At 73.1% G+C, this 19,895-nt stretch carries 18 protein-coding genes; 11 read left to right on the top strand and 7 right to left on the bottom strand.

What is annotated here, in order from left to right; genetic code table 11:
* The 3 genes from ABT360_RS32765 to ABT360_RS32755 all read right to left on the bottom strand — a co-directional run.
* The coding region (locus ABT360_RS32765) for a SigE family RNA polymerase sigma factor (RefSeq protein WP_351824782.1) at positions 1-422 on the bottom strand (422 nt) is incomplete at its 3' end.
* A gap of 205 nt (positions 423-627) precedes the next feature.
* The gene (locus ABT360_RS32760; protein WP_351824779.1) at positions 628-1,560 is read right to left on the bottom strand and encodes an A/G-specific adenine glycosylase; all 933 of its coding nucleotides are present in this window, start codon (positions 1,558-1,560) and stop codon (positions 628-630) included.
* A gap of 25 nt (positions 1,561-1,585) precedes the next feature.
* A complete protein-coding gene (locus ABT360_RS32755; protein ID WP_351824776.1) occupies positions 1,586-2,239 on the bottom strand; it encodes a phosphatase PAP2 family protein in 654 nt (217 codons plus the stop codon).
* 135 nt (positions 2,240-2,374) lie between these two features.
* On the opposite strand from ABT360_RS32755, the gene ABT360_RS32750 reads away from it, so the two are divergent.
* The gene (locus tag ABT360_RS32750) at positions 2,375-3,226 is read left to right on the top strand and encodes a hypothetical protein (protein ID WP_351824773.1); all 852 of its coding nucleotides are present in this window, start codon (positions 2,375-2,377) and stop codon (positions 3,224-3,226) included.
* 48 nt (positions 3,227-3,274) lie between these two features.
* On the opposite strand, the gene disA is transcribed toward ABT360_RS32750, so the two are convergent.
* Both disA and radA read right to left on the bottom strand, forming a co-directional pair.
* Entirely contained in the window at positions 3,275-4,399 is a 1,125-nt protein-coding gene (disA, locus tag ABT360_RS32745; RefSeq protein ID WP_351824771.1) for a DNA integrity scanning diadenylate cyclase DisA, read from the bottom strand.
* Positions 4,400-4,959: 560 nt separating this feature from the next.
* Complete coding sequence (gene radA, locus ABT360_RS32740) at positions 4,960-6,375, bottom strand: DNA repair protein RadA (protein WP_351824768.1); 1,416 nt, start codon at positions 6,373-6,375, stop codon at positions 4,960-4,962.
* A gap of 208 nt (positions 6,376-6,583) precedes the next feature.
* Here radA and ABT360_RS32735 point away from each other — a divergent pair, with 208 nt between their 5' ends.
* Entirely contained in the window at positions 6,584-8,335 is a 1,752-nt protein-coding gene (locus ABT360_RS32735) for a BACON domain-containing protein (RefSeq protein WP_351824765.1), read from the top strand.
* Positions 8,336-8,341: 6 nt separating this feature from the next.
* Here ABT360_RS32735 and ABT360_RS32730 read toward each other — a convergent pair whose 3' ends face one another.
* A complete protein-coding gene (locus ABT360_RS32730) occupies positions 8,342-9,112 on the bottom strand; it encodes a hypothetical protein (protein WP_351824793.1) in 771 nt (256 codons plus the stop codon).
* A gap of 93 nt (positions 9,113-9,205) precedes the next feature.
* On the opposite strand from ABT360_RS32730, the gene ABT360_RS32725 reads away from it, so the two are divergent.
* The 4 genes from ABT360_RS32725 (at position 9,206) to ilvD (ending at position 13,652) form a co-directional block, all read left to right on the top strand.
* Complete coding sequence (locus tag ABT360_RS32725; protein WP_351824762.1) at positions 9,206-10,138, top strand: Ppx/GppA phosphatase family protein; 933 nt, start codon at positions 9,206-9,208, stop codon at positions 10,136-10,138.
* A gap of 47 nt (positions 10,139-10,185) precedes the next feature.
* Positions 10,186-10,989, top strand: coding sequence for a sugar phosphate isomerase/epimerase family protein (locus ABT360_RS32720; RefSeq protein WP_351824790.1), 804 nt, complete (start codon positions 10,186-10,188; stop codon positions 10,987-10,989).
* Between the two features lie 97 nt (positions 10,990-11,086).
* Complete coding sequence (locus tag ABT360_RS32715) at positions 11,087-11,695, top strand: TetR/AcrR family transcriptional regulator (protein WP_351824787.1); 609 nt, start codon at positions 11,087-11,089, stop codon at positions 11,693-11,695.
* A 103-nt stretch (positions 11,696-11,798) separates the two neighbouring features.
* Positions 11,799-13,652: a dihydroxy-acid dehydratase gene (ilvD, locus tag ABT360_RS32710; protein WP_351824759.1), complete on the top strand. Its 1,854-nt coding sequence runs from the start codon at positions 11,799-11,801 to the stop codon at positions 13,650-13,652.
* Between the two features lie 53 nt (positions 13,653-13,705).
* On the opposite strand, the gene ABT360_RS32705 is transcribed toward ilvD, so the two are convergent.
* Positions 13,706-15,826, bottom strand: coding sequence for a serine/threonine-protein kinase (locus ABT360_RS32705; RefSeq protein ID WP_351824756.1), 2,121 nt, complete (start codon positions 15,824-15,826; stop codon positions 13,706-13,708).
* Positions 15,827-15,982: 156 nt separating this feature from the next.
* On the opposite strand from ABT360_RS32705, the gene ABT360_RS32700 reads away from it, so the two are divergent.
* From ABT360_RS32700 to proC, 5 genes are all read left to right on the top strand, one after another.
* Positions 15,983-16,288: a hypothetical protein gene (locus ABT360_RS32700; protein ID WP_351824784.1), complete on the top strand. Its 306-nt coding sequence runs from the start codon at positions 15,983-15,985 to the stop codon at positions 16,286-16,288.
* 34 nt (positions 16,289-16,322) lie between these two features.
* Positions 16,323-16,841, top strand: a complete 519-nt coding sequence (locus ABT360_RS32695) for a hypothetical protein (protein WP_351824753.1) — start codon at positions 16,323-16,325, stop codon at positions 16,839-16,841.
* Between the two features lie 48 nt (positions 16,842-16,889).
* Positions 16,890-17,687: an ABC transporter ATP-binding protein gene (locus ABT360_RS32690; protein WP_351824750.1), complete on the top strand. Its 798-nt coding sequence runs from the start codon at positions 16,890-16,892 to the stop codon at positions 17,685-17,687.
* Complete coding sequence (locus ABT360_RS32685; protein ID WP_351824747.1) at positions 17,684-18,421, top strand: ABC transporter permease; 738 nt, start codon at positions 17,684-17,686, stop codon at positions 18,419-18,421. Before ABT360_RS32690 ends, ABT360_RS32685 begins: the two co-directional genes overlap by 4 nt.
* A 92-nt stretch (positions 18,422-18,513) precedes the next feature.
* Positions 18,514-19,323, top strand: coding sequence for a pyrroline-5-carboxylate reductase (gene proC, locus ABT360_RS32680; protein ID WP_351824744.1), 810 nt, complete (start codon positions 18,514-18,516; stop codon positions 19,321-19,323).
* Positions 19,324-19,895: the final 572 nt, after the last annotated feature.

Raw genomic sequence — 19,895 nt, 5'->3', positions numbered from 1 at the left:
GTCGACATGCCCAGCGCGGCGGCCGTCTCCTCGGTGCTCATCTGCTCCCAGTGCCGCAGCACCACGACGCTGCGCTGCTTGGGCGCCAGCACCTTGAGGATGTCCATCAGCAGGGCCCGGTCGGCGTGCTGCTCGGTGGCGTCGTCGACGGACGCGTCCGGCAGCTGCTCGGTGGGCACCTCTTCCAGCTTGCGGGCGCGCCACCACTCCGTACGCGTATTGATCATCACGCGGCGGAGGTACGCGTCGGCGAGGGTCTTGTCGGCTATGCCGTCCCAGCGGCCGTACGTACGGGCCAGCGCCGTCTGGAGCAGGTCCTGCGCGTCGACCGGGTCGGGGACGAGGCGCCGGGCGCTGCGCAGCAGAGCGTCCTGCCGTGTGCGTACGTACTCCTCGAATTCGAGCACCTCGCCGTGCGACATCCCGAACCGCCTCCGATCCCCGTGTTCCCCGTGTGTTGCTTACGTCGGAAGACGCTACGGAGCGGTTGTCACGGGGTTGTCCGCACAGACCGTCGGAGGACGCACGGCTGGCCATCGGTTGTGTAACAGCGATGGTGTTACGTAGGCGGGCGAGGCGCGCGGAAGCCCGCCCCCCGGTTCCTCACCGGGTTCCTCACCCGATTCGTCACCCGGCCGGCAGCCGGTACCGCCCGCCGTCGAGGGGCTCGACCAGGCCGTCCGCGACCAGTCCGTCCAGGGCGCGGGCACGCTGCACCGGGTCGTGCCAGACCGCGTCCAGCGCGGCCTGCTCCACCGGGTCCGCCGCGTCGCGGAGGACGGCGAGCAGCCGTCCGCGTACCTGGCGGTCCGTACCGGCGTACGTCTGGCCGCGCCGGGCCGGGCCGTCGTGGGCCGGCTTGCCCGCCAGCCGCCAGGCGCACTGCCGGGCGATGGGGCACCGCGCGCAGTCCTCGTTGCGGGCGGTGCACACCAGGGCGCCCAGCTCCATGGACGCCGCCGCCCAGCGGGCCGCCGTCCGCTCGTCGTCCGGCAACAGCGCCCGCGCCAGCTTCCGTTCGGCGGCGGTGGTGGCGTTCGGCGGGTACTGCACGCCCGTCACCGACCGCGCGAACACCCGCCGCACATTGGTGTCCAGCACCGCGTGGCGCTGCCCGTACGCGAACGACGCCACCGCCGCGGCCGTGTACTCGCCGATGCCGGGCAGGGCGAGCAGCTGCGCGTGATCGCTCGGTACGTCGCCGCCGTGCCGTTCCGTTATCGCGACCGCCGCCCCGTGGAGCCGCAGGGCGCGGCGCGGGTAGCCGAGCCTGCCCCAGGCGCGCACGGCCTCACCGGGGGCTTCGGCGGCCAGGTCCGCCGGGCGGGGCCAGCGGGCCAGCCACTGCTCGTACACCGGGAGCACCCGGCTGACCGGCGTCTGCTGGAGCATGAACTCGCTGACCATCACTCCCCAGGCGCCCGCCTCGGGGCGGCGCCAGGGGAGGTCGCGGGCGTTCTGCTCGAACCAGGCGAGCACGGGCGCGTGCAGTCCGGGCGCGTGCGGCCCGGCGGCGGGCCCGGAGCCGGGGCTGGTTTCGGGGGAGGGGATCGCAGTCATGGCACCCCCGATCCTGGCACGTTCGTCACACGCGACGGTGCATCGGCTCCCGGCGCCGCCGGGACACGGCGTGGTCCGGGACGGCGGGCCCGGCCCCGGCCAGCCAGCAAGCGGCGGCGGACCTGCTCATCCGCATCGTGTCGGCCAGCGCCCGGACCGGCCCGGTCAGCAGCTTGACGAAGAGGACCGCAGCCAGCGCGCCCAGCACCAGACCGGCCGCCACGTCGTGCGGGTAGTGCACACCGACGAAGACCCGCGAGAAGGCCATGAGCAGCGCCATCGGCACGGTCAGCCAGACGATCCCGCGCCAGGCCAGGGCCAGCGCGATGGCGGCGGCACCCGCGATGGCCGAGTGGTTGCTGGGGAAGGACCAGTCACCGTGCGGCGGGCACTCCACGATCGAGGCGGCGGCCCCGGCGACCGCGCGGCACGGACGCTCCTCGTCCACCACCGACTTCAACAACTCGCTGACGACGTACCCGAACGCCGTGCCCAGCGGCGCCAGAACGGCGAGCGCCATGGCCCGGGAGTCGGCGGGGCGCGCCCGCCACCAGCCGACGAGGAACAGCACGCCGAACAGCAGCAGGCCGGCCTCCGTCCACAGCTCGGCGACGAGCTGCAACCAGCCCGGGGTGTCGTGGGCGAGGTCGGTGATGTCGCGATAGAGGTCCGTGCTCATGGTTACGGACGGTACCTGTAGCCCGGGGTCCGTCCGACCGGAGCCCGGTCGTTCGAGTGTGATCATCGGCAAAACTTGGTGCACAGGCGGCGGGTGGGGCGGGAGTTGGCGCCGATCTCTCGTACAGTTTGGGCCGTGGGATCTCTGCGCAATCCGGTCGGGCCGCTTCCCTCCTCCATCTACTGGCGACGGAGGGCAGTCGCGGCGAGCCTGGTCGCGCTGCTCGCGCTGCTGATCGTATGGTTCGTCAGTTCCGGTGACGACGACGGGAAGAGGGGCGGAGGCAGCTCCAACGGGGCCGCTCCCGCGACCTCCATCACCCCGGGACCGTCCCGCCCGGGGGCGGCGATCAGCGAACAGCCGGGCGGGCGCGACGAGTCGGGCCCGAGCGAGGGTGACGACGGCGGGAAGAACGGCGACACGACGTCACCGGGCGGCGAGGACGGCGGTACCGGTACCGGAACGGGCACGGATGCCGGTGCGGCCGGTACGGGATCCGGATCCGGCGGAGGCGGTGGCGACGACGCGGGTACGGGTACGGGCGGCGGCACCGGCTCCGCCCAGCAGGTCCCGGCGAACTCCCCGCTCCCCAACTGCGCCCCCGGCTCACTGCAGTTGACGTTGCGCAGCGTCGCGGTGAGTTACGCGCCCGGCGAGAAGCCCCGCTTCCAGCTGGTCGCCCGCAACACGTCCGCCACCACCTGCAAGGCCGACCTCGGGCCGAAGACCGCCGTGCTGACCATCAAGAACAACGAGGCCGACCAGGTCTGGTCGTCGAAGGACTGCCCACGCGGATCCGGCACCCTGCTGCTGCGCGTCCCGGCGGGCGGGAGCGTCACGCACACCGTCGAGTGGGACCGCCGCGCCAGCGCGCCGCGCTGCGCGACGCCGCCCGCGACGACCGCCGGGCCGGGTACCTACCTGGTCGAGGCGGCGGTGCCGGGCGTGAAGGTCATGCCGGCGTCGTTCACCCTCACCAAGGACTGAGCCGACGCCCTAGTCGTTCACCCTCACCAAGGACTGAAGGCCGACGCCCTAGACGTACCGCTCGAGGATCGACGACTCGGCGAGCCGCGACAGCCCCTCGCGGACACTGCGGGCGCGCGCCTCGCCGACCCCGTCGACGGTCTGGAGGTCGTCCACGCTCGCCGCGAGCAGCTTCTGCAGGCCGCCGAAGTGCTCCACGAGCCGCTCGATGATGGCGCCGGGCAGTCGCGGCACCTTGGCCAGCAGCCGGTAGCCGCGCGGCGACACCGCCGAATCCAGCGCCTCCGGCGACCCGGTGTAGCCCAGGGCGCGGGCCACGGTCGGCAGCTCCAGCAGCTCGGCGTGGCTGAGCGCGTCCAGTTCGGTCAGCGCCTCGGGGACCGTCCGGGACCGCTTGGCGGTCGGCTCGGGTACGTAGTCGCGGACGACGAGCTCCCGCTCGGGCTCGACGCCCGCGATCAGCTCGTCGAGCTGGAGGGAGAGCAGCCGGCCGTCGGTGCCGAGCTCGACGACGTACTCGGCGATCTCGGTGGCGATCCGGCGGACCATCTCCAGGCGCTGGGCGACGGCGGTGACGTCCCGGACGGTCACCAGGTCCTCAATCTCCAGAGCGGAGAGCGTGCCGGCGACCTCGTCGAGGCGGAGCTTGTACCGCTCCAGGGTGGCGAGGGCCTGGTTGGCGCGGGAGAGGATCGCTGCCGACTCCTCCAGGACGCGGCGCTCGCCGTCGACGTACAGGGCGATCAGGCGCATCGACTGCGACACGGAGACGACGGGGAAGCCGCACTGCTTGCTGACCCGGTCCGCGGTGCGGTGGCGGGTGCCGGTCTCCTCGGTGGGGATCGACGCGTCCGGAACGAGCTGGACACCGGCCCGGAGGATCTTGGTGATGTCCTTGTCGAGGATGAGCGCGCCGTCGAGCTTGCACAGCTCGCGCAACCGGGTCGCGGTGAACTCCACGTCCAGCACGAACCCGCCGGTGCACATCGATTCGACGGTCTTGTCCATGCCGAGGACGATGAGACCGCCGGTGTTTCCGCGGAGGATGCGCTCCAGTCCGTCGCGCAGGGACGTACCCGGGGCGACGGCGCTGAGCGAGGCGCGCATCAGCGCCTCGTTGCCGGAGCCCGCGCCGGACTTTCCGGGAGCTGCTGCCCCGTCCTTGGCTGCCACTGCACTCCTCCGGCTCGTACGGATGGGCGAGACCTGGGCAAAGTCTAGCGACCCCGCCCGCGCCCGTCGGGCCTCCCGGGTGTGTGCAGCCGTTCCGCGGGGTCCCGGTCCCCCGCGTGCGGCGCCTGCCGGTGGGTGGGGGTGTGGCCCCTCCGGGCTCACCTCCTCGAGGCCGGCGGCCTTGGGTCTCGACGGTTCGGAGCCCACCCGTGGCCGCCGGCCTCTGCGGGGGCGACCCTGCACGGCCACACCCCGGTCGTACGCCGACTGCGGGCCGGATTTCCCCGGGCTGTGGCTCGCGGTGCGGAATCTGCGGGCGTGGGGCCGCTGTGCCGTGTACGGCGAGGAGGGGCCGTGCAGGGTCGCCCCCGCAGCCGATCGGCGGCGAGATACGGCCACCGAGACCGGCTCGGTGCCCCGCCGACGGCGAGGAGGTGAGCCCGGAGGGGCCCCGACCCTGGCCCACCGGCCGCAACCGACCCGCCCGCGGGCGCCGCACGACCGCACACCCGGCCTCAGCCGCCCGCCCGCGGCAACCGGGGCGCAGACACGACCGGGCGTCAGCCCTGGGGGGCGGGGGCCTCCTCCCGCGCGGGGGCGCGGCGACGCGCGCGTGGCAGTACCCGCAGCGCGTCGCCCATGTCGGCGACCTCCGTGACCTTCATGCCCGGAGGGATCTTGCCCGGGTCGACCGGGACCAGGGCGTGGGTGAAGCCCAGCCGGTGGGCCTCGGAGAGGCGGCGCTGGACGCCCGTGACGCGGCGGACCTCACCCGCGAGGCCGACCTCGCCGATGGCGACCAGGTTCTTCGGCAGCGGGGTGTCGCTGGCCGCCGAGGCCAGGGCCAGCGCGATGGCCAGGTCGGCGGCCGGTTCGGAGAGTTTCACGCCGCCGACCGTCGCCGAGTAGATGTCCCGCTTGCCGAGGGCGGTGATCCGGCCGCGCTGCTCCAGAACCGCCAGCATCATGGAGACGCGGGACGTCTCAAGACCGGACGTGGTGCGGCGGGGCGAGGGGATCTGCGAGTCGACCGTGAGGGCCTGGACCTCGGCGACCAGCGGGCGGCGCCCCTCCAGGGTGACCGTCAGGCAGGTGCCGGGCACGGCCTCGGCGCGGCGGGTCAGGAAGAGGCCCGAGGGGTCGGCCAGGCCCGTGATCCCCTCGTCGTGCAGCTCGAAGCAGCCGACCTCGTCCGTCGCCCCGTACCGGTTCTTCACGCCCCGCACGAGCCGCAGCCGGGCGTGCCGGTCGCCCTCGAAGGACAGGACGACGTCCACGAGGTGCTCCAGGAGGCGCGGGCCCGCGATGGCGCCGTCCTTGGTGACGTGGCCCACGAGCAGGGTGGACATGCCCCGCTCCTTGGAGGCACGGATCAGCGCGCCCGCCACCTCCCGCACCTGGGCCATGCCGCCCGGCGCGCCGTCGATCTCGGGGGAGGCCACCGTCTGTACCGAGTCGAGGATCAGCAGGGACGGCTTGACCGCGTCCAGGTGCCCGAGGACGGCGGACAGGTCCGTCTCGGCCGCCAGGTAGAGGTGGTCGTTCAGCGCGCCGATCCGGTCGGCGCGCAGCCGGACCTGGCTCGCGGACTCCTCGCCCGTCACGTACAGCGTGCGGTGGTCGTCGCTCGCCGCCTTCGCCGCGACGTCGAGCAGCAGGGTGGACTTGCCGACGCCGGGCTCGCCCGCGAGGAGGACGACGGCGCCCGGTACCAGACCGCCGCCCAGGACGCGGTCGAGCTCGTCCACCCCGGTCGTGCGGGCGGTGGCCTGCCGGCCGTCGACCTGACCGATCGGGAGGGCGGCGGTGGAGACGCGCCCCGCGGCGGTGGTGCGGACAGCGGGCGCGCCGTATTCCTCCACCGTCCCCCACGCCTGGCACTCGGGGCAGCGGCCGAGCCATTTGGCGGTCGTCCAACCGCATTCGGTGCAGCGGTAGGAGGGCCTGTCCTTGGCGGATTTCGTACGGGCAGCCATGCGCAAGACCGTAGCGGGCCCCACTGACAGCACCGACCGCGCGGGCCCGGACGGGACTGAGGAGGCGACCGGGACTTCAGGGACGCAGGTGGGTGACCGGCGCGGAATCTGCGCTTCCTGTCCCCTTTTGAGGGATACGTTCACCCGTAAGGATTAAAAGTGCAGAAGGGGTGCGAAGGGTGTGCCGTCCACTGCCTACGGTCGCCGGGTGACGAGCAGCAGGCTGGAGACCCCCACGCACACCACCGGCGCACACCGGGCACAGCGGCGCGCGCCCCGGACCGGGCCCGGCACCCTGGCCCAGTGCCCCCCGGCGCGGTACGAGCCCTACCTGGACGGGCTGTTCACGTACTGCCTGTCCGTGCTGTGCGACCACGACGTGGCGACCACGGTGCTGGGCGACGTACTGGCCGTCTCCGAGCGGCAGTTCGGGCGGTGCCCCGGCGGCGACCCCGAGCGGAAGGCCTGGCTGTACGCTCTCGCCCGCTGGGCCTGTCTGCGCGAGCTCGGGGAGCAGCGGCGACGCCGCAGGCAGCAGGGCCAGGGGGCGCACGCGGGGCGCACGACCCCCTCCGCGCCCCCGGCCGCCCCCGCCGCGTCCAGCGCCGAGGACGCCCCGCGTACCTCCCCCGAGACCGCCGAGCAGCGCCGCCGAGAACTCGCCCTGCTGGCCTGGCCGGAGGCCGCCGGCACCACGCCCGAGCAGCGCGAGGCGCTGGAACTGGCCGTGCGCCACCAGCTCGCCGCCCCCCAGGTCGCCGCCGTCCTCGGCAGGGAGCCCTTCGCCGCCCGCGAGCTGCTGTCCGCCGCCGCCTGCGAGGTGGAACGCACCCGCGCCGCCCTCGCCGTCGTCGAGACCGGCACCTGTCCGGCCGTCGCCCGGCTCACCGGGGACAACCAGCTGCTGCTCTCCGCGACCCTCCGCGGCGAACTCGTCCGGCACGTCGACGACTGCCCGCGCTGCCGAAGAGCCGCCGAGCGCGCCGGAGCGGGCGGGCCGTGGCCCGGCTCGTCCGTCACGCCCGCGAAGCTGCCGCTCGTGGAGGCGCCGAGGGCAGCGGTGTACGTCGCGATGCTGCACGTCCCGCGCGCCCGGGCCGGCGGCCCGCGGTTCGGGCGCGACGGCTTCCCCCTGGACCCGAAGGACCACGCGGCCCGCCGCGACCGGATGCGGGCGCGGGCGGTGACGACGACCGTCGTGGCCACCGTGGTCGCGGCGCCGGTGCTCGCCCTGTGGGCCGCGTACCGGGGGGCGCCGCTGACCGGGGAGGGGCGCGACAGCACCTCGGTCAGCGCGGCCGAGGCTGAGGACCGGGGCGCGCGGGACGGCGGGCCGGAGGGCCGGCCCGACCACTACCAGAACGCGGGCAGCGCCCGGACCGACCCCGGCCGCCGCTCCGTCGCCCCCGGCTCGCCGCAGGTCTCCGTCGAGGTGATCAGCACCGGTACGCCCCCGCCGGCCACTCCCGGCCGCCCCGGCCCGGGCCGCATCACGGTCGCCGCGCAGCCGTCGGGCGGCGACACCACGATGCTCACGCTCACCGCGTCGGGCGGCGCGCCGGTGACCTGGTCCCTGTGGACGGACGCCCCGTGGCTCTACGCCAGCCGCGCCTCGGGCACCCTCACCCCCGGTCAGTCGGTCACGGTGTACGTCTCCGTCGACCACGCCCGCGAACCGGCAGGTGCCTGGACCGCCCGGGTCGGGGTCGACCCGGCGGGCGCGGTGGTCGAGATCGACGGCCACGGGCCGCGCCGCCCGCCGTCCTACCCGGCTCCCGGCACGCAGGCCCCGGCCCCGACCATGCCCGCGTCGACCCCGCCGTCGTCCGACCCCAGGCCGACCCCGACCCCCACCCCGTCGCAGTCCACGCCCCCGTCGACCCCGCCACCGTCCCCGGACCCCACGCCCTCGGACACCCCGCCCGCGCAGGACCCGTCCACGGACCCCACGCCGGGCTGAGGGGCGTCAGACGACCGGGTCCGCCGGGTGCGGGGCCACCAGCGGCAGCTGCGACGCCAGACGGGCCTCGCACAGCTCCACCAGCACGTCGTACGCGTCCTTGCCCATCAGCTCCGTCAGCTCCGGGCGGTACGTCACGTACACCGGCTCGCCCGCCCCGTGCGCCGACGTCGCCGAGGTGCACCACCAGTGCAGGTCATGGCCACCCGGGCCCCAGCCCCGGCGGTCGTACTCGCCGATCGAGATCTGGAGGATCCGCGTGTCGTCGGGGCGGTCGATCCAGTCGTACGTACGCCGCACCGGCAGCTGCCAGCAGACGTCCGGCTTCGTCTCCAGCGGCTCGCGGCCCTCCCGCAGCGCCAGGATGTGCAGCGCGCAGCCCGCCCCGCCCGCGAACCCCGGGCGGTTCTGGAAGATGCAGGAGCCCTCCCAGCGGCGCGTCTGGCGCTCGCCGTCCTCGTCGAGCTGCACCCACCCGCCGGCCGACCTGCCCTCGTCGTGGAACTGCCACAGCTCGGGCGTGAGGCGTTCCACATGCGAGGCGACGCGCTGCTCGTCGTCCTCGTCGGAGAAGTGCGCGCCCAGCGTGCAGCAGCCGTCGGCCGCGCGCCCCGCCTGGATGCCCTGGCAGCCGCTGCCGAAGACGCAGGTCCAGCGGGACGTCAGCCAGGTCAGGTCACAGCGGAAGACCTGCTCGTCGTCGGCCGGGTCCGGGAACTCCACCCACGCACGGGGAAAGTCCAGGCCCTTTTCATCGGAAATGCCCACTACGGGCAGTACGGGGGACTTCTCGTGCTTCTTGGCGGGCTTCGCCTTCTTGGTCTTTGGCACACACCAAGCGTATGCGCCAGGCGCAGTAGCGTTCAGGGCATGAGACTCGGAGTCCTCGACGTCGGTTCGAACACTGTGCACCTGCTGGTGATGGACGCCCACCCCGGCGCCCGGCCCCGGCCCGCCCACTCCCACAAGGCGGAGCTGCGGCTCGCCGAGCTGCTGGACGCGGACGGCTCCATCTGCGACCACGGCATCGAGCGGCTCATCACCATCACCCATGACGCGCTGCACACCGCCGAGGACAAGGGCTGCGAGGAGGTCCTGCCCTTCGCTACCTCCGCCATCCGCGACGCGGCCAACGCCGACGCCGTACTGAAGCGGGTCAAGGACGAGACCGGTGTCGACCTCCAGGTCCTCACCGGGGAGGAGGAGGCCCGCCTCACCTTCCTCGCCGCCCGCCGCTGGTTCGGCTGGTCCGCCGGGAAGCTGCTGCTCCTCGACATCGGCGGCGGCTCCCTGGAGATCGCGTACGGGATCGACGAGGAGCCCGACGCGGCCGTGTCCCTGCCGCTGGGCGCCGGACGGCTCACCGCCGGCTGGCTGCCCGGCGACCCGCCGGACCCCTCCGACGTGAAGGCGCTGCGCCGCCACGTACGGGCCCAGATAGCGCGCACGGTCGGCGAGATCGCCCGCTTCGGGCGGCCGGACCATGTCGTCGCCACGTCTAAGACGTTCAAGCAGCTCGCCCGGATCGGCGGCGCGCCGGGCTCCGGCGAGGGACAGTACGTCCAGCGCGTACTGAGTCGTACGTCACTGGAGGAGTGGGTCCCCAAGCTCGCCGCCATGACCGCCGAGCAGCGCTGCGCACTCCCGGGGGTCTCCGAGGGCAGGGCGCCGCAGCTGCTGGCGGGAGCGCTGGTCGCGGAGGGTGCGATGGACCTGTTCGGGGTCGAGGAACTGGAGGTCTGCCCATGGGCCCTGCGCGAGGGAGTCATCCTGCGTCGGCTGGACCACCTCCCGGCCGCCTAGCGGGTGCCCGTAGGCTGTCCCTCGTGGCTGAAACGTCGGAATCAGTGGTGCGCATCCCGGATGCGAAGGTCGCCCTGTCGACGGCCTCCGTCTATCCGGAGTCGACGGCGACGGCCTTCGAGGTCGCTGCCCGCCTGGGCTACGACGGTGTCGAGGTCATGGTGTGGACCGACCCCGTCAGTCAGGACATCGAGGCGCTGCGCCGCCTCTCCGACTACCACCAGGTGCCCGTCCTCGCCATCCACGCGCCCTGCCTGCTGATCACCCAGCGGGTCTGGTCGACCGACCCGTGGGTGAAGCTCCAGCGGGCCCGGGCGGCGGCGGAGAAGCTCGGCGCGTCGACCGTCGTCGTCCACCCGCCGTTCCGCTGGCAGCGCCAGTACGCCCGCGACTTCATCAGCGGCATCTGGCGGATGGCGAACGAGACGGACGTACGGTTCGCGGTCGAGAACATGTACCCGTGGCGTTACCGCGACCGCGAGATGCTCGCGTACGCGCCGGAGTGGGACGTCAGCCAGGACGACTACCGCCACTACACGATCGACCTCTCGCACACCGCGACCGCCCGCAGCGACGCCCTGGAGATGGTCGGCCGCATGGGGGACCGGCTCGGCCACGTCCACCTCGCCGACGGGCGCGGCTCCGCCAAGGACGAGCACCTGGTGCCGGGGCGCGGCACGCAGCCGTGCGCCGAGCTGCTGGAGCACCTGGCGCGCTCCGGTTTCGACGGCCATGTCGTCATCGAGGTCAACACCCGGCGCGCGATGTCCGCGGCCGAGCGCGAGGCCGACCTGGCGGAGGCCCTGGCCTTCACCCGCCTGCACCTGGCCTCCGCGGCCCGCGTCCGATGACCGTGTGCGTCCCCGGTGGGCCGGCTGGAGCCGGGGCGCGGACGCCGCGGGAGTCTCCGTCGACGCCGCCCGGCGGCCCGGCCCGGGCGGGCGTCCGATGACCGGCGCACGCAGAGGGCCCGGCCGGCCGCCCAGGGGCGAGGCCGCCGAAGGCCCCGGCGCGCGCGAGCGCATCCTGGAGGCGGCCCGCGCCGAGTTCGCCGAGCGCGGCTACGACAAGACGTCGGTGCGCGGCATCGCCAAGGCGGCAGGTGTCGACCCCGCCCTCGTCCACCACTACTTCGGTACGAAGGACGAGGTGTTCGCCGCCGCCATCGAGGTCTCCTTCGAGCCCGCGCTGCTCATCCCGGCGATCATCGGGGAGTCCACCGAGGGCATCGGCGAGCGGCTCGCCCGGTACTTCATCTCCGTGTGGGAGAACCCGGTGACCCGCGCCCCGCTCCTCGCCGTCATCCGCTCGGCGCTCACGCACGAGGCGGCGGCGAAGGTGCTGCGCGGGTTCGTGCTGCGGCGGCTGCTGGAGCGGGTGGCCGACGACCTGGACGTACCGAACCCCGAGTTCCGGGCGGAACTGGCCGCCTCGCACATGATCGGCATCGCCGTCCTGCGCTACGTCGTCCAGGTGGAGCCTCTGGCGTCCGCGCCCCCCGAGGAGATCGTGGAGATGGTCGCGCCCACGCTCCAGCGGTACCTGACCGAGGTGTGACCGAAGACTGAGCTCGCTGTCCCGCTATACGGACGCTCTGTCCAGATCTTGGAGCCGGCGCGTACGCTCGAAGAGTCACATCCGTCTGAAGGAGCGAGCGACGATGCCCGAGCTGAGGTCCCGCACTGTCACCCACGGCCGCAATATGGCGGGCGCCCGCGCCCTTATGCGGGCCTCCGGTGTACCGGGCGCGGACATCGGCCGCAAGCCGATCATCGCCGTCGCCAACTCCTTCACGGAGTTCGTGCCGGGCCACACCCACCTCCAGCCGGTCGGCCGGATCGTCTCCGAGGCGATCAGGGAGGCGGGCGGCATCGCCCGCGAGTTCAACACGATCGCCGTCGACGACGGCATCGCCATGGGCCACGGCGGCATGCTGTACTCCCTGCCTTCCCGCGACCTGATCGCGGACAGCGTCGAGTACATGGTCGAGGCGCACTGCGCCGATGCCCTGATCTGCATTTCCAACTGCGACAAGATCACGCCCGGCATGCTGATGGCGGCCCTGCGGCTCAACATCCCGACGGTCTTCGTCTCCGGCGGCCCCATGGAGGCGGGCAAGGCCACGCTCGTCGACGGCACGGTCCGCACGCTCGACCTGGTCGACGCGATGTCGGACGCCGTCAACGACAAGATCTCCGACGCGGACATGCTCCGTATCGAGGAGAACGCCTGTCCCACCTGCGGGTCCTGTTCCGGCATGTTCACCGCCAACTCGATGAACTGCCTGACCGAGGCCATCGGCCTGTCCCTCCCCGGCAACGGCTCGACCCTCGCCACCCACACGGCCCGCCGCGCCCTGTACGAGAACGCCGCGCGCTGCGTCGTGGAGCTGACCGACCGTTACTACGCCCAGGGCGACGAGTCCGTCCTGCCCCGCAACATCGCCACCATGGCGGCCTTCGAGAACGCCATGGCCCTCGACATCGCCATGGGCGGTTCCACCAACACGATCCTGCACCTGCTGGCCGCGGCCCAGGAGGCGGGCGTCCCCTTCGGCCTGGAGGAGATCGACGCCGTCTCGCGCCGCGTGCCCTGCCTGGCCAAGGTCGCCCCGAACGTCGCGAAGAACCGCACGTACTACATGGAGGACGTGCACCGCGCCGGCGGCATCCCCGCCCTGCTGGGCGAGCTGCACCGCGCCGGGCTGCTCAACGAGGACGTGCACTCCGTGCACAGCCCGTCGCTCGCCGACTGGCTCAAGACGTGGGACGTGCGCGGCGGGTCGCCGTCGGCCGAGGCCGTCGAGCTGTGGCACGCCGCCCCGGGCTGCGTCCGCTCCGCCGAGGCGTTCTCCCAGTCCGAGCGCTGGGACTCGCTGGACACGGACGCCGCCGAGGGCTGCATCCGCTCCGCCGAGCACGCGTACTCCAAGGACGGCGGCCTCGCCGTGCTGAAGGGCAACCTGGCGGTCGACGGCTGTGTCGTGAAGACGGCCGGTGTCGACGAGTCGATCTGGACCTTCGAGGGCCCGGCCGTCGTCTGCGAGTCGCAGGAGGAGGCCGTCGAGAAGATCCTGCTGAAGGAGATCAAGGAGGGCGACGTCGTCGTCATCCGCTACGAAGGCCCCAAGGGCGGCCCCGGCATGCAGGAGATGCTCTACCCGACCTCGTACCTGAAGGGCCGGGGCCTGGGCAAGGCCTGCGCGCTGATCACCGACGGCCGCTTCTCGGGCGGTACGTCGGGCCTGTCGATCGGCCACGCCTCGCCGGAGGCGGCGAGCGGCGGCACGATCGCCCTGGTCGAGGACGGCGACCGGATCCGTATCGACATCCCCAACCGTGCCATCGAGCTGCTCGTCGACGACGCCACGCTGGCCACCCGCCGGGAGGCGCTCGCCGGCGTCTACGCGCCGAAGAACCGCGACCGCAAGGTGTCGGCGGCCCTGCGGGCGTACGCGGCGATGGCCACCAGCGCCGACAAGGGCGCGGTCCGGGACGTCAGCAAGCTCGGCTGACCAGGACGTCTGGTCACCACGTCTGGTCAGGCGTGGTGATCATGACGTGGTGATCACCACGTCGACGGGTCGTCCGCCTTCACCGCGAAGACGGACCCGTCGGGCGCCGTCGCGAACACCATGCCGTTCGCGACGGCGGGTGCGGGCAGCAGCGGCGCGAACGTGTACCGCCCGCCGTCCATGCGCGGCTTGGTCACGCCCCGCAGTACACCGCGCTCGGCGTCCACCGCCAGCAGCCGGCCGTCGGCCGCCGCCAAGTAGACGTGCCCGCCCGCCACGACCGGCCGGGAAGCGCGCGCCACCCCCGTCTCCAGGCGCCAGCGCTGCGCCCGCTGTGCGTCCCCGCCGGAGGGGTCCACGGCGGTGAGCGAACCGCCCGACCCGATGACGTACACGGTGTCGCCCGCCAGCACGGCCTGCGCCTGATCGGCCGGGACCGTCAGCGGTACGCGCCGAGCGGTGCGGTCGGCGGTGTCCAGCGTGACGACCGCGTCGGTGTACAGGTCCGTGTCGGTCGACAGGAGCAGCAACGTGCCCTTCGCCGCCTGTACGGGGCTGAGGTCACCGCTCAGCCGCTCGGTCCACACCACCCGCCCGTCCGCCGGGTCGACCGTACTCACGAGCGTGGACCTCGCGTCGGGCGAGGCGGCCGCGGCGTACACGACACCGTCGCCGGCGATCCACTGCGCGCCGGCCGTCCCGGCGAGCCGCCTGGTCCAGCGTTCGCCGCCGGTCGCGCCGTCCAACGCGCGCACGGTGCCGTCCGCCGCCACGAGCAGCACGGTGTCGCCCGCGTGCAGGACGCCGGTGTACGGGGAGACGTCCTTGCTCCACCGGGTGGCGCCGCTGTCCGGGGCGAGCGCGTCGAGCCGGGCACGGCCCGGTGCCACGACATGGACCAGCCCGCCGGAGAGCACGGGCGCGGCGCCCGCTTCGGTGCCCGCCGCCCCTGCCGTCCAGAGGGTGGTGCCGTCCGCGGGGCCGAGGCGGGCCGCCGTGACGCCGGGGGCGGTGCAGTAGAGGGCGCGGGCGGCGTCGGCGGTGCACAGGGGCGTGCGGTTCTCGCCGCCGCCCGCGCCCAGGGTGGCGGACCAGGGGCGGAACTCCGGGGCGTGACCGGCCTGCGCGGTGGTGGCCGGGGGCGGCTCCTCGCCCAGGCCGCTCCGCACCACGAGGACCCCGCCGGCGATCACCCCGGCGAGCAGGGTGAGCCCGGCGGCCCGGCGCAGCCGCCGTCCGCGGCGCGTGGCGGTACGGGGCCCGGCGCCCACCGGGGCCGGCTCCTTCGCCCGCCGCTGCCCCGGTACGACCGCGGGGGCGCCCGGACCGCCCTCGAGCCCACCGTCGCGCAGCTCGCCCATCAGCTCGTCCGCCGTGGGCCGCTGGGCCGGGTCCTTCGCCAGGCAGCGCCTCAGCAGCGGGACCAGGTCCTCCGGCACGCCGGCCAGGTCGGGCTCGTTGTGAACGACCTGGTAGGCCACGATGTAGGGGGAGTTCGAATCGAACGGGCCGCGACCCGTCGCCGCGTGGACCAGGACGGCGCCCATCGCGAACACATCGGCGGCGGGCCCCACATCGCGGGGGCGCTGGAACTGCTCGGGCGCCATGAACGGCGGAGTCCCGATCAGCTTCCCCGTCTCCGTCCGCAGATCGCTGTCCGCGGGCCGCGAGATCCCGAAGTCGATGACCTTCGGCCCGTCCGCGGCCAGCAGGACGTTGCTCGGCTTCAGGTCGCGGTGCACCACACCCGCCCGGTGGATGTCGCGCAGCGCCTCGGCGAGCCCGGCGCCGACCTTCCGCAACTCCACGGACCCCAGCGGGCCGTTCTGCTTCACCCGTTCCGACAGGGTCGGCCCGTCGATGAACAGCGTGGCCATCCAAGGCCGCTCGGCGTCCGGGTCCGCGTCCACGACAGGCGCGGTGAACGCCCCGCTGACCCGCCGGGCGGCCGTGACCTCCTGCCGGAAACGCGCCCTGAACTCGGCGTCCGCGGCATGCTCGGCATGCACGACCTTCACCGCGAGCCGCAGCCCCGAACCGGACCTGGCCAGGTGGACGACGCCCATGCCGCCCGAACCCAGGCACTCCTCCAGCCGGTACCGACCCGCGTACTGCGGATGCTCCGCTTCCGGAAAGGGCTCCGGAACCGGTCCGGTACTGCGCAACGGCGGCATCGCCACCCCCGTGTGTGTTCGTCCGCGCGCGTCCCGCGTCCAGCGCGACGCACGGAGCCTAGTCGATGATGCGTGCGATGCCGCCAGGGCTTGTTAGCCTGCGCGCGGCGCGCGTGCACGGGGCACGCGCCTCGACGGGGGAGGGGCCGTATGGCCATGGAAGAAGCGACGGCGAGAGCGACCGAGGACGCGGTCGAGACCGCGGCGTACACCGTGAAGCGCTACCCGGTGGCCCCCGGCTACCGGGTCAACGTACGCAGCGGCCCGGGCACGAACTACAGCGTGATCAAGGTCCTGGCCGAAGGCGTCCGCGTCCCGATCAACTGCCAGAAGCCGGGCACCACGGTCACCGGCCCCTACGGCACGACCAACCTGTGGGACAACATCGCCAACGGCCAGTACGTCTCCGACGCCTACGTGAACACCGGCACCGACGGCTACGTCGCCGTGCGCTGCTCCTGACCGCCCCACGGCCCGCCCGGGGATAATCGACCCCGTGAGCGACCAGACCAGCGACACCACCACCAGCAGCAGCACACCCGCCGGGCCGCAGCCCGAACCCCTCCGCTTCTTCGGCACGACCTGGGTCGGCCACGACGGCGGATACGGGCTGCGGCGCGCCGGGGTCGCCGTCGGCTCGCTCGCCGCGGCCGTGGCCGGCGCGTTCGTCCTCCGCTTCGCCTACGAGGGCCTGGCCGTCGCCGACGTCGGCGGCTTCGTCAACACCCTGCTCGTCGTCATGTTCGCCGTCTGCACCACCATCGCCTTCAGCCGGACGTGGCAGGGCTTCACCCGCCGTCCCGCCGATCCGGCCCGCGAGGACGCGCTGCGCAGCCTGAAGGCGATCGGCTTCATCGGGTCCCTCCTCGCGTACTTCCTCCGCTCCCTCACCGAGGCGCCCGGCGAGAAGCTGCTGCGCGCCGAGTACGAGACGGCCCTCGCCCGGTACGAGAAGCGCCGCTCCACCCGCGCGGGCAACCCGGCCGCCCGGAAGAAGAAGCCCAAGCGCTCCTGAGGCGCCGCTCCTTGACGCCCCACCTCCCGTGCGCGCAATATTCATCACATGGTGAATTTTACCGGTCATGCCATCCAGGCACACGACCTCACCGTCGTACGCGGCGACCGCACCGTCCTGCGCGGCCTGGACTTCGCCGTACAGCCCGGCCGGACAACCGGCCTCCTCGGCCCCTCCGGCTGCGGCAAATCGACCCTCATGCGCGCCATCGTCGGCACCCAGGCCAAGGTCACCGGCACCCTCGACGTCCTCGGCCGCCCCGCCGGCGACCCCTCCCTGCGCGCCCGCATCGGCTACGTCACCCAGGCCCCCTCCGTCTACGACGACCTCACCGTCCGGCAGAACCTCGACTACTTCGCCGCCGTCCTGCTCCCCGGCGGCCGCCACCGCGACGCCCGTACGGAAGCGGTCACCCGCGCCCTCACCGACGTCGACCTCGCCTCACACGCCGACGCCCTCGCCGGAAACCTCTCCGGCGGCCAGCGCAGCCGCGTCTCCCTCGCCGTCGCCCTGCTCGGCACCCCGGAACTGCTCGTCCTCGACGAGCCGACCGTCGGCCTCGACCCCGTCCTCCGCCGCGACCTGTGGGCCCTCTTCCACCGCCTCGCCGACGAGCGCGGCACCACGCTCCTCGTCTCCTCGCATGTCATGGACGAGGCCGAGCGCTGCCACCGCCTCCTCCTCATGCGGGGCGGCGAGATCCTCGCTGGGGGCACCTCCCATGCCGAAGGCTATGAGGGAGACACCCCCGAAGCACTGCGCCGCCGCAACGACACCGCCACCGTCGAAGACGCCTTCCTCCGCCTCGTCGACGCCGCCAACGCCCTCCAGGAGGCCCGGCGATGAACACCTCCCGGGTCCTCGCCACCACCGCCCGCGTCCTCCGCCAGCTGCGTCACGACCCCCGCACCATCGCCCTGATGCTCCTCGTCCCGGTGCTGATGATCAGCCTCCTCCGGTACGTGTTCGACGGCAGCACCGGCACCTTCGACGCCATCGGCGCCTCCCTGCTGGGCATCTTCCCGCTGATCACCATGTTCCTGGTGACCTCGATCGCCACCCTGCGCGAACGCACCTCCGGCACCCTGGAGCGCCTCCTGGCCATGCCCCTCGGCAAGGCCGACCTGATCGTCGGCTACGCCCTCGCCTTCGGCCTGCTCGCCATCGTCCAGTCCGCCCTCGCCACCGGAACGGCACTCTGGGTCCTCGGCCTGACCGTCACCGGCTCACCCTGGCTGCTGCTCCTGGTCGCCCTGCTCGACGCCCTGCTCGGCACCGCCCTCGGCCTCTTCGTCTCGGCGTTCGCCGCCTCGGAATTCCAGGCGGTCCAGTTCATGCCGGCCGTGATCTTCCCGCAGCTGCTCCTGTGCGGCCTGCTCACCCCGCGCGACACCATGCAGCCGGCCCTCGAAACCCTCTCCGACGCCCTGCCCATGTCCTACGCGGTCGACGCGATGAACGAGGTCCTCCGGCACACCGACGTGACCGCCGACTTCCTCCACGACACCCTCGTCGTCGCCGGCTGCGCCCTTCTCGTCCTCGTCCTCGGCGCGGCCACCCTCCGCCGCCGCACCCCCTGACACCGCCCGCCCCTCGGACACACCCGCCCCGACGGGCATCCCGGTGCGAGGATGGCGTCACGTACCCCCGTCCGGCGAGGTGAACTTCAGCCATGACCCAGACAGTCGCAGTCCTTGGCACCGGAAAGATCGGCGAAGCGCTGCTCAGCGGCATGATCCGGGCGGGCTGGCCCACCGCACACCTCCTGGCCACCACCCGCCGCACCGACCGCGCCGAGGAGCTCCACGCCCGCTACGGCGTGGAAACCGTCACCAACGCCGACGCCGCCAAGCGCGCCGACACCCTCATCCTGGCCGTCAAGCCCCAGGACATGGGCAAGCTCCTCGACGAGCTCGCCCCCCACGTCGCCCCCGACCGCCTCGTCATCAGCGCCGCGGCCGGCATCACGACCACCTTCATCGAAGAGCGCCTCCCCGCCGACACCCCCGTCGTCCGCGTCATGCCCAACACGCCCGTCCTGGTCGACGAAGGCATGTCCGTCATCTCGGCCGGCAGCCACGCCACCGGCGACCACCTCGCCCACGCCGAAGAGATCTTCGGCGGCGTCGGCAAGACCCTCCGCGTCCCCGAGTCCCAGCAGGACGCCGCCACCGCCCTCTCCGGCTCCGGCCCGGCGTACTTCTACTTCCTCGTCGAAGCGATGACCGACGCCGGCATCCTCCTCGGCCTGCCCCGCGCCCAGGCCCACGACCTCATCGTCCAGGCCGCGATCGGCGCCGCCGTGATGCTCCGTGACAGTGGCGAGCACCCGGTCAAGCTCCGGGAGGCCGTGACCTCCCCGGCCGGCACCACCATCAGCGCCATCCGCGAGCTCGAGAACCACGGCGTACGCGCCGCCCTGATCGCCGCCCTCGAAGCCGCCCGCGACCGCAGCCGCGAACTCGCCACCGGCAACGGCTGAGCGCGCACACCGTCGGCCCCGCCACCCCGGGGTCCGACGGCCCACGTTCGCGTCACCGCGGCTTCTCCCATCTCCTTGGGAGCAGGGCCGAAGTTGACACGGCTTTGATCGCTCCGTACTGTTCTCCGGGTTGTCCGACGTGAGCGCCGACTCCGGTCGGTCCCCGGACAGCCATTCCGCAAGAACCACCCCAAGCGAGCGACGTTCCGTCGCCCCGCTTTCCGTGCGCTTTTGCGAAATGAGGAATCCCCGTTCGAACGAGCGCGACCCCGATTAGCGTCGGAGTCAGGGAATCCGCTAAAGTCTCACTCGTCGGAACGGCCCAAACAGCCGGAAAGACAACCCCCTCTGACGGGGAATCAGGCCCGAAAGGATCTGATAGAGTCGGAACCGCCGGAAAGGGAAAGCGCGAAAGCGCAGAACAGCCCGGCAGCCCGCTCCAGCGGGTGGCAGAAACGGACACCGGATCTGCTAGACTGGAAACACGAAATACCGAAGGGAAGCGCCCGGAGGAAAGCCCGAGAGGGTGAGTACAAAGGAAGCGTCCGTTCCTTGAGAACTCAACAGCGTGC

The organism is Streptomyces sp. NPDC000229 (assembly GCF_040300825.1).
GTDB lineage: Bacteria > Actinomycetota > Actinomycetes > Streptomycetales > Streptomycetaceae > Streptomyces.
Note: the sequence above shows the minus strand (reverse complement) of the source record. Positions and strands in the feature narration are given on the sequence as shown.